Consider the following 8253-nt stretch of genomic DNA (forward strand, 5'->3'; position numbering starts at 1 on the left):
CTCATCCGCCTGACCCGCCGCAACCTCAAGACCGGCCGACTGGTCAACGGACCCAACCCCGACACCGCCGCTGCCGAACGCGCCCGCCACACCCACGCCACCCACCCCGAACAGGCCACCGACCAGGCCACCAGCAAGACAGACGGCCCGGCACCAGGCGCGGCGGACAGCCCGGCACCAGGCGCGGCGGACAGCCCGGGGGACGGGGCGGCCCGCACCGACGGCACGCCGGACCCCGCGGACGGTGTGACCAGTGGACCGCCCGCCGCCACGCCCGCGAAGAACACTCCAGAGCACGGCCCCTGGGCCACCCCCGACGACACCCCACCACCCTTCTAACGGGACAAGGTCCGAAGGGTCGGTCTGTCGGTTTGACTGACCCCGGGCGGCCCTTCCCCCAGGCACTGGTCCCAACGACGGGCGCGGAGCCGCCTGTGCGGATCGAAATGCCGGACCCCCCGGCCAGGTGACACGGCATTCCTCAGGTCGTGGCCAGCTCCTCGTCGACATCCACGACCGAGCCGGCGAACTGGCTCTGGTAGAGCCTGGCGTAGGCACCCCCAGAGGCGAGCAGCTCGTCGTGGGTCCCCTGCTCGACGATGCCGCCGTTCTCCATCACCAGGATCAGGTCCGCGTCGCGGATCGTGGAGAGCCGGTGGGCGATGACGAAGCTGGTCCGGTCGCTGCGCAGGGCCGACATCGCGTGCTGCAGCAAGAGCTCGGTCCGGGTGTCCACCGAGCTGGTGGCCTCGTCGAGGATGAGCAGCGCCGGGTCGGACAGGAACGCCCGCGCGATGGTCAGCAGCTGCCGTTCCCCCGCACTGACGTTGCCACCCTCGGAGTCCAGCACCGTGTCGTAGCCGTCCGGGAGCGTGCGCACGAAACGGTCGACGTAGGTCGCTTCCGCGGCCTGCACGATCTCGGCCTCGCTGGCCTCGGGCCGCCCGTAGGCGATGTTGTCCCGGATGGTGCCCTGGAACAGCCAGGTGTCCTGCAGGACCATCCCGATGCGCGACCGCAGTCCCTTGCGGGTGAGGTCGGTGATGTCCTCACCGTCCAGGGTGATCCGGCCCTCGTCAAGCTCGTAGAAGCGCATCAGCAGGTTGACCAGCGTGGTCTTGCCCGCACCCGTCGGCCCGACGATCGCCACCGTCTGGCCGGGCTCCACGCTGAGGTTCAGGTCGTGGATCAGCGGCCGCTCGGGGTCGTAGGAGAAGGAGACGTCCTCGAACGTGACCCTGCCGTGCGGGTCGTCCAGGGTCACCGGGCTCGCCGACTCCGGCTCCTGCTCCTGCGCGTCGAGCACCTCGAAGACCCGCTCCGCCGAGGCGACACCCGACTGCATCAGGTTGGCCATCGAGGCCACCTGCGTCAGCGGCTGGGTGAACTGGCGCGAGTACTGGATGAAGGCCTGCACCTCACCCAGGCTCATCGTGCCCGAGGCGACCCGCAGTCCACCGAGCACGGCGATCACGACGTAGTTCAGGTTCCCGACGAACATCATCGTCGGCATGATGATGCCGGAGACGAACTGGGCGCCGAACCCGGCCTCATAGAGGTCGTTGTTGGCCTTGTCGAACGACCGACGGCTCTCGGCCTGGCGACCGAAGACCTTGATCAGCTCGTGACCGGTGAAGGTCTCCTCGACGATGGCGTTGACCTCACCGGTGTGCTTCCACTGCCGCTTGAACTGCTTCTGCGCACGACTGCCGATGACGCCGGTGATGACGACCGACACCGGGATGGTGATCAGCGCGACCAGCGCCAGCGTCGGGGACAGCACGAACATCATGACGACCATCGCCACGACCGTCAGCAGCGAGTTGAGAAGTTGGCTCAGGGTCTGCTGCAGGCTCTGCGCCACGTTGTCGATGTCGTTGGTGACCCGGCTGAGCACCTCGCCGCGCGGCTGCCGGTCGAAGTAGGGCAGGGGTAGCCGGTTGAGCTTGTCCTCGACGTCCCGGCGCAGGTCGTAGATCGTCTTGTTGACAACGATCACCAGCAGCCGCGCCTGCACCCACGAGATGAGCGACGCGACGAGGTAGATGCCCATCACGAGCACCAGCACCTGCGCCAGCGCCCCGAAGTCGACGCCTCGCCCGACCTCCAGGTGATCCATCACGGCGATCATGTCCGCCAGGGTGTCCTCGCCCGCGGCACGCATCCCCTCCGCCACCTGCTCCTGGGGGGTCCCCGGCGGGACGCCCTGCTCGGCAAGGATCCGGCCGAAGAAGCCGGCGAAGATGATGTCGGTGGCACGCGCCAGGATGTAGGGCCCGACGGCGTTGAGGACGACGGCCACCGTCGTGGCCACGACCACCAGGATGACCGCGGCCCGGTGCGGGCGGAGCAGCCCCAGGAGCCGCATCGCGCTCTGTCCGAAGTTGGCCGGCTTGTCCGCGGGGACCCCGAGCCCGTGGCCCGGGCCACCACCGCGGACCTGCGGACCCCGGCGCGCCTCGGCAGCCTTCTCCTCCTCCGACTTCAGTCCCTCAGCCATCAGGCCACCTCCGCCACGGCCTGGGACTCCACGATCTCCTGGTATGTCGTGCAGTCACCCAGGAGCTCGTCATGCGTTCCGACCCCAACCACCCGGCCGTCCTCCAGGACGACGATCTGGTCGGCACCGATGATCGTGGAGACCCGCTGTGCGACCACGATGACCGTCGCCTGGCCTGTCTCCGGCTCAAGGGCCGCACGCAGGCGTCGGTCGGTCATCAGGTCCAGCGCGGAGAACGAGTCGTCGAACAGGTAGATGTCCGGCCGCCGGACCAGGGCCCGGGCGATCGCCAGCCGCTGTCGCTGCCCGCCGGAGACGTTGCTGCCGCCCTGGGCGATCGCGGAGTCCAGCCCCTCGGGCATGTCCTGGACGAAGTCGGTACCCTGGGCGATCCGGAGTGCCTCCCAGAGGTCCTCCTCGCTCGCGTCGGGGTCGCCGTAACGGAGGTTCTCGGCCACCGACCCGGTGAACAGGTAGGGCTTCTGCGGGATCAACCCGACCCGTCGCCATACTGCCGCCAGCCCGGCCTCGCGCAGGTCGACCCCGCCCATCAGGACCGCCCCGCCGGTCACGTCATACAGCCGCGGGATGAGGTTGACGAGCGTGGTCTTGCCCGAACCGGTGGAGCCGATGATCGCGGTGGTCTCACCGGGGCGGGCCGTGAAGCTCACGTCCTGCAGCACCGGGACCTCCGCGCCGGGGTAGGCGAAGGTCACGTCACGGAACTCGACCGCGACCGGCCCCTCGGGGATACCGACCGGGGCAGCCGGCTCGACGACGGTGGACTCGGTGTCCAGGACCTCCATGATGCGGCCCGCCGACACCTCCGCACGCGGGATCATCGTGGCCATGAAGGTCGCCATCATGACCGACATCAGCACGAAGATCAGGTAGGCCATGAACGCGGTGAGCGATCCGATCTGCATCTGGCCCGCCTCGATCCGGTAGGCGCCGAACCAGAGCACCGCGATCGTCGAGGCGTTGAAGATGAGCATCACCAGGGGGAAGACCAGGGCCATCAGCTTGCCGACCGCGACGGCGGTGCCGGTGTACTGCGTGTTGGCCTCGGCGAACCGGGCCCGCTCGTGCTCCTCGCGGACGAACGCCCGCACCACGCGGATGCCGGTGATCTGCTCGCGCAGCACCCGGTTGACCCAGTCGACCGACTTCTGCATGAGGCTGAACTGCGGGACCATGCGGCGGATGATCAGCCCGACCACCAGCGCCAGCAGGGGCACCGCGACCGCCATCAGCCAGGACAGCCCGACGTCCTCGCGCAGCGCCATGATGACGCCACCGACCATCATGATCGGCACACCCACCATCAGCGTCAGGCCCATGAAGGTGACGGTCTGCACCTGGGTGACGTCGTTGGTCGAGCGCGAGATGAGGGTCGGCGGCCCGAAACGCCCGACCTCCTGCGCACTGAAGACCGCGACCTGGTCGAAGAACGAGCCCCGGACGTCCCGACCCACCGAGGCGGAGGTCCGGGACGCCAGGTAGGTCGCCACGATGGTCACCGTGATCTGCAGCAGTGAGACGCCGAGCATGATGGCGCCGAGCCGCAGGATCGGGCCGGTCAGCCCCAGTGCGACGCCCTCGTCGATGATGCGCCCGTTGAGGGTCGGCAGGTAGAGCGAGGCGATGGTGCTGGCCAGCTGCAGCACCAGCAGGATGGCCACCAGCCCGCGATAGGGCCGCAGGTGCTCCCGCAGCAGACGGATCAGCACGGGTCCCCCTTCCTGGTGCCGTCCAGCAGCACCTCGATGATGGTGTCGGCCGACAGGATTCGCCCCTGGGTGAGGACGGGGTGGCTGCCGGCGAAGGACAGGAGCCCGACCAGGTCGACCAGCTCGGCGACGGGCACGCGGAGCTGGTCGGCGTCCGGCTCGACGAGCGCGATGAGCTCGTCCTCCACCTGACGCCGCCAGGCGGCGCCGTGCGCGTCGTGGGAGGCCCCGGGCCGGTGCTCCGGCGGGTGCACGAGACGCATGGAGTGCATCAGGTCGAACAGCTCCCGGTAGCGCGCCTGGATGACCTCCACCGCGGTCACCAGCCGCTCGCGCAGCGGCAGCCCCGCATCGACCTGGCGCAGGCCCGCGAGCATCGGGGCCGGGTCGAAGGCGTGCGCCATGGCGGTGCACACCAGGTCCTCCTTGGTCCGGAACACCCGGAAGAGGGTGCCCTCGGCCACCCCTGCGGCCTCGGCGATCTCCCGGGTGGTCGCCGCCTCCCCCTTGGTCCGCAGTATGCCGAGTGCCGCGGCCACGATCGTCGCCCGCCGCTCATCCGGTGGCAGGGCTGGGGCGCGGGGTGGCATGACGAGCAGGGTAGGCCGAGTGAGCACTCACTCACAATTGAATTACGGCGTCCCAGGATCGCTGGCTACCCTGACGCGGTTCACCTGTCCCCGCCAGGAGGCCAACCCGTTGATGTTCCGTGCCCGACCCAGCACCCGACGCCACACCCGGCGCCACGTCCGGCTCCGTGCCGCGCTCGTCGCCCCGCTGAGGGTTGCCGTGCCCCTGCTCGTGGTCGGTCTGCTGGCCGGATGCTCCGGCACGCCTGACTCCGAGCAGCCCGTGGTGACCAGCGCGACCGACGACTCTGCCGGGGCCGGGACCGATCCGACCGGCGCTCCCGAGGAGGACCAGGCCGCTGCCGGCGACGACACCGGCAGCACGGCCGCCCCGGGGTCGGGAGGTGCAGCCAGCGCGCAGCTCCAGCCCGACGGCTCGATCCTCCTCGACGGTGATCACGCCTCGTTCCTGATGCCCTCGCAGAACGTCGCCTGCGTCATGCGGCCCGACCAGGTCCTGTGCCAGATTGACGGCAAGCAGTATGACGCGAAGGACCGCGACATCACCCCGGAGGCGTTCGAGGGGTGCACCCCCTCCACCGCGGACGCGATGTCCGTCGGCGGAGGGGCCGACCCGGCCTGGGCGTGCCTGCCCTACGACCTCCGACCGGGGACCGACGTCACCCAGGGCGGGGCGTGGGCCGGACCGGGGCTCGGCGCCACCACCGACTGGGAGGGTGCCACGGTGGCGGTCCTGCCGTACGGCACGACGGTGCGTCTGGGCAACGTCTCGTGCTCGAGTGACCGGCTGGGCGTGGACTGCACCGACCTGGTGAGCGGTCACGGCTTCCAACTGGCCCGGGAGCGCTACACCACCCACTGACCCCCCACCGACGCCCCCACTGACGCCACCTCCAGACGCCGCCGACAGCGGAGCCGCCCGACACGGCCCCCGCAGACGCGTTCGTCGTACGACACAAGCACGACACACCACCGGTAGACACCTGGTGACCGGGGCACCCGTGACGTGTTCTGCACCCCCAGCTCGGCTCAGCCGTGCGCGCGACCGCGAACACCCTGCCCTTCACGCGCCCTCCGGGGCATTTCGAAGGAGTCGCATGACAACTCACCGTTCACCCCGTCGGCGCCGCGGCCTGGCGACCGCTGCCGTCCTGCCGCTGCTCGCCATGGGCCTGACGGCTTCCCCTGCGCTGGCCTCGGGCTCCTCGCCCGACGCCCGCAACACCGATCCGCAGACCCAGATCGCGCCCCAGGACGGCGAGGAGTGGGTCACCATCACCAACGGCACCGTCATGCTGGGCGTGTGGGCCAGCGGTGAGTTGAACGTGCCGGCAAACCTCGCGCAACCGCCCGGAGCGGTGGACGGCACGACCGACGTAGGACTGCGCTACGTGCCCACCGGCTACGAGGCCACCGCCGACGGTTGTGTCTGCGAGGGCTGGGGTGTGGCCGACTTTACGACCGGCCTGAGCGCGTCCGCGAACCGTGACTGGGGGCCGCCCACGAGCAACATCACGGTCGAGTCGTTCACCACCAGCCCGTCCAGCGCCTCCTCGATCGTGCTGGTCAAGGACGACGCCGGGCTGGATGCCCTTCGCGTCACCCACGACTACCACCCCTCCGCGACCCCCAATCTGTATGCCGTGGACGTCACCGTCGAGAACCTCACCGACGAGCCCGTCGACCCCCGCTACCGGCGGGTGATGGACTGGGACATCCAGCCGACCGCGTTCTCCGAGTACTCGACGATCCAGGGCACCGAGGCCGCGACGGACGTCCTGTTCGCCAGCAACGACGGGTTTGCCCAGGCCGACCCATTGTCCGGCCCCTCCGACCTCGGCAGCACCGGTGACTTCGTCGACGTCGGTCCGGACGACCACGGCGCACTCTTCGACTTCGGCTTCGACGAGGTCGCGCCGGGCGAGACGCTGTCCTTCACGACCTACTACGGCGCCGCCGGGACCGAGGCTGCGGCCGACGCCGCCCTGGCCGTCGTCGGTGCCGAGGTCTACTCCTACGGGCAGCCGGACACGGAGACCGGCCCCACGAACGGCGACCCAAACACCTTCATCTTCGCCTTCTCCGGGGTAGGTGGGGCGCCGGTCTTCCCGGCCGTGGCCTTCGACAGCGACAGCTACTCCGCCGGGGAGGGCGACGGCACGGCCACCATCACGGCCGAGCTGACCACGCCGGCCGATGAGCCCGTGTCCGTCGAGTACGCGACCTCGGACGGGACCGCCACGGCGGGGTCGGACTACACCGCCACCAGCGGCACGCTGACCTTCCCGGCAGGGTCCACCACCCAGTCCTTCACCGTGCCGGTCACCGACGACTCCGAGGCCGAGCCCGACGAGACCGTCAACCTCACGCTCAGCAACCCGAGCGGCGGGGGCGCCTTCCTGGGCTCACCGTCGGAGGCCGTGCTCACCATCGTCGACAACGACGACGAGGCCGGCCCGGTGGTGGAGCGGATCGCTGGTGCGGACCGCTACGGCACGGCTGCGGCGGTCTCCTCGGAGTGGGCGCCTGGTGTTGACCTGGTCTACATCGCCAGCGGCCTGAACTACCCCGACGCCATGCCCGCCGGTGCCCTGGGCGGCACCAACGACGCCCCGGTCCTGCTCACGCGGCCCAACGGCCTGCCCAACGTCACCAAGGCCGAGCTAACCCGCCTGCAGCCGCAGAAGATCGTCGTCATGGGCGGCGCCGGCGCGGTCTCGGACTCGGTGGTCACCGCCCTGGCCGACTACGCGCTGGCCGACACCCCCGACGAGGTCACCCGCCTCGCCGGAGTCGACCGCTACGGCACCGCCAGCCAGGCCGGGCTGACCTACCCGGCCGGTGTCCAGGTCGCCTACATCGCCACCGGCACGGACTTCCCCGACGCCCTGTCCGCCGCAGCCCGCGGCGGCCAGCTCGACAGCCCGGTCCTGCTCACCAAGACCGAGCACCTGCCCAACGCCACCCGCACCGCGCTGGAGCACCTCGACCCCGACCAGATCATCGTCCTGGGCGGCGAGGCGGCCGTGGCCGACACGCTCCTGACCGAGCTGGAGGCCTACACCACCGGCACCGTCACCCGCACCGCCGGGGAGAACCGCTACGGCACCGCCGCAGCGATCTCCGCGGACCACGCCCCCGGCGTCGACGCGGTCTTCGTGGCCACCGGTCAGATCTACGCCGACTCCATGACCGGCGCACCCCTGACCGCCAACATCCTCGGGCCGATCCTGTTGACCCAACCGGACAACCTGCCCGCCGAGACCATCGCCGAGCTCGAACGGCTCGACCCGCAACGCATCATCATCCTCGGCGGCTCCCAGGCCGTGTCCAACCAGATCCAGATCGACCTAGCCGCCTACTTCGGCTAACACCCAACACCCCCACACACCACGGCCCGGCCACCCCACCCACGGGGGCGGCCGGGCCGCGG

The 8253-nt window shown here is 70.3% G+C and carries 5 protein-coding genes and 1 pseudogene; 3 read left to right on the top strand and 3 right to left on the bottom strand.

The window, feature by feature from the left end:
- Window positions 1-339, top strand: a pseudogene (locus MWU75_RS19485) (hypothetical protein); the annotation flags it as partial.
- A gap of 142 nt (window positions 340-481) precedes the next feature.
- Here MWU75_RS19485 and MWU75_RS19490 read toward each other — a convergent pair.
- From MWU75_RS19490 to MWU75_RS19500, 3 genes are read right to left on the bottom strand one after another with little or no spacing between them, the layout of a single operon-like run.
- On the bottom strand, window positions 482-2500 hold the full coding sequence (locus tag MWU75_RS19490; RefSeq protein WP_247094102.1) for an ABC transporter ATP-binding protein: 2019 nt from the start codon (window positions 2498-2500) through the stop codon (window positions 482-484).
- A complete protein-coding gene (locus MWU75_RS19495) occupies window positions 2500-4230 on the bottom strand; it encodes an ABC transporter ATP-binding protein (protein ID WP_247094104.1) in 1731 nt (576 codons plus the stop codon). The genes MWU75_RS19490 and MWU75_RS19495 overlap by 1 nt, the downstream gene beginning before the upstream one ends.
- On the bottom strand, window positions 4224-4820 hold the full coding sequence (locus tag MWU75_RS19500) for a TetR/AcrR family transcriptional regulator (RefSeq protein ID WP_247094106.1): 597 nt from the start codon (window positions 4818-4820) through the stop codon (window positions 4224-4226). The genes MWU75_RS19495 and MWU75_RS19500 overlap by 7 nt, the downstream gene beginning before the upstream one ends.
- Before the next feature lie 19 nt (window positions 4821-4839).
- Here MWU75_RS19500 and MWU75_RS19505 point away from each other — a divergent pair, with 19 nt between their 5' ends.
- Together MWU75_RS19505 and MWU75_RS19510 are read left to right on the top strand one after the other, a co-directional pair.
- Window positions 4840-5682 (top strand): hypothetical protein, encoded by an 843-nt coding sequence (locus tag MWU75_RS19505; RefSeq protein ID WP_247094108.1) that lies wholly within the window; start codon window positions 4840-4842, stop codon window positions 5680-5682.
- Between the two features lie 235 nt (window positions 5683-5917).
- Window positions 5918-8191 (top strand): cell wall-binding repeat-containing protein, encoded by a 2274-nt coding sequence (locus MWU75_RS19510; RefSeq protein ID WP_247094110.1) that lies wholly within the window; start codon window positions 5918-5920, stop codon window positions 8189-8191.
- The last annotated feature ends 62 nt before the right edge of the window (window positions 8192-8253 follow it).

The sequence above is a fragment of the Ornithinimicrobium sp. F0845 genome (assembly GCF_023015765.1).
Taxonomy (GTDB): Bacteria; Actinomycetota; Actinomycetes; order Actinomycetales; family Dermatophilaceae; genus Ornithinicoccus.

Excerpts from the sequence above, each read along its gene's own strand:
- MWU75_RS19500 (WP_247094106.1), bottom strand. The coding sequence starts at position 4,820 with ATGCCACCCCGCGCCCCAGCCCTGCCACCGGATGAGCGGCGGGCGACG.
- MWU75_RS19510 (WP_247094110.1), top strand. The coding sequence starts at position 5,918 with ATGACAACTCACCGTTCACCCCGTCGGCGCCGCGGCCTGGCGACCGCT.
- MWU75_RS19490 (WP_247094102.1), bottom strand. The coding sequence starts at position 2,500 with ATGGCTGAGGGACTGAAGTCGGAGGAGGAGAAGGCTGCCGAGGCGCGC.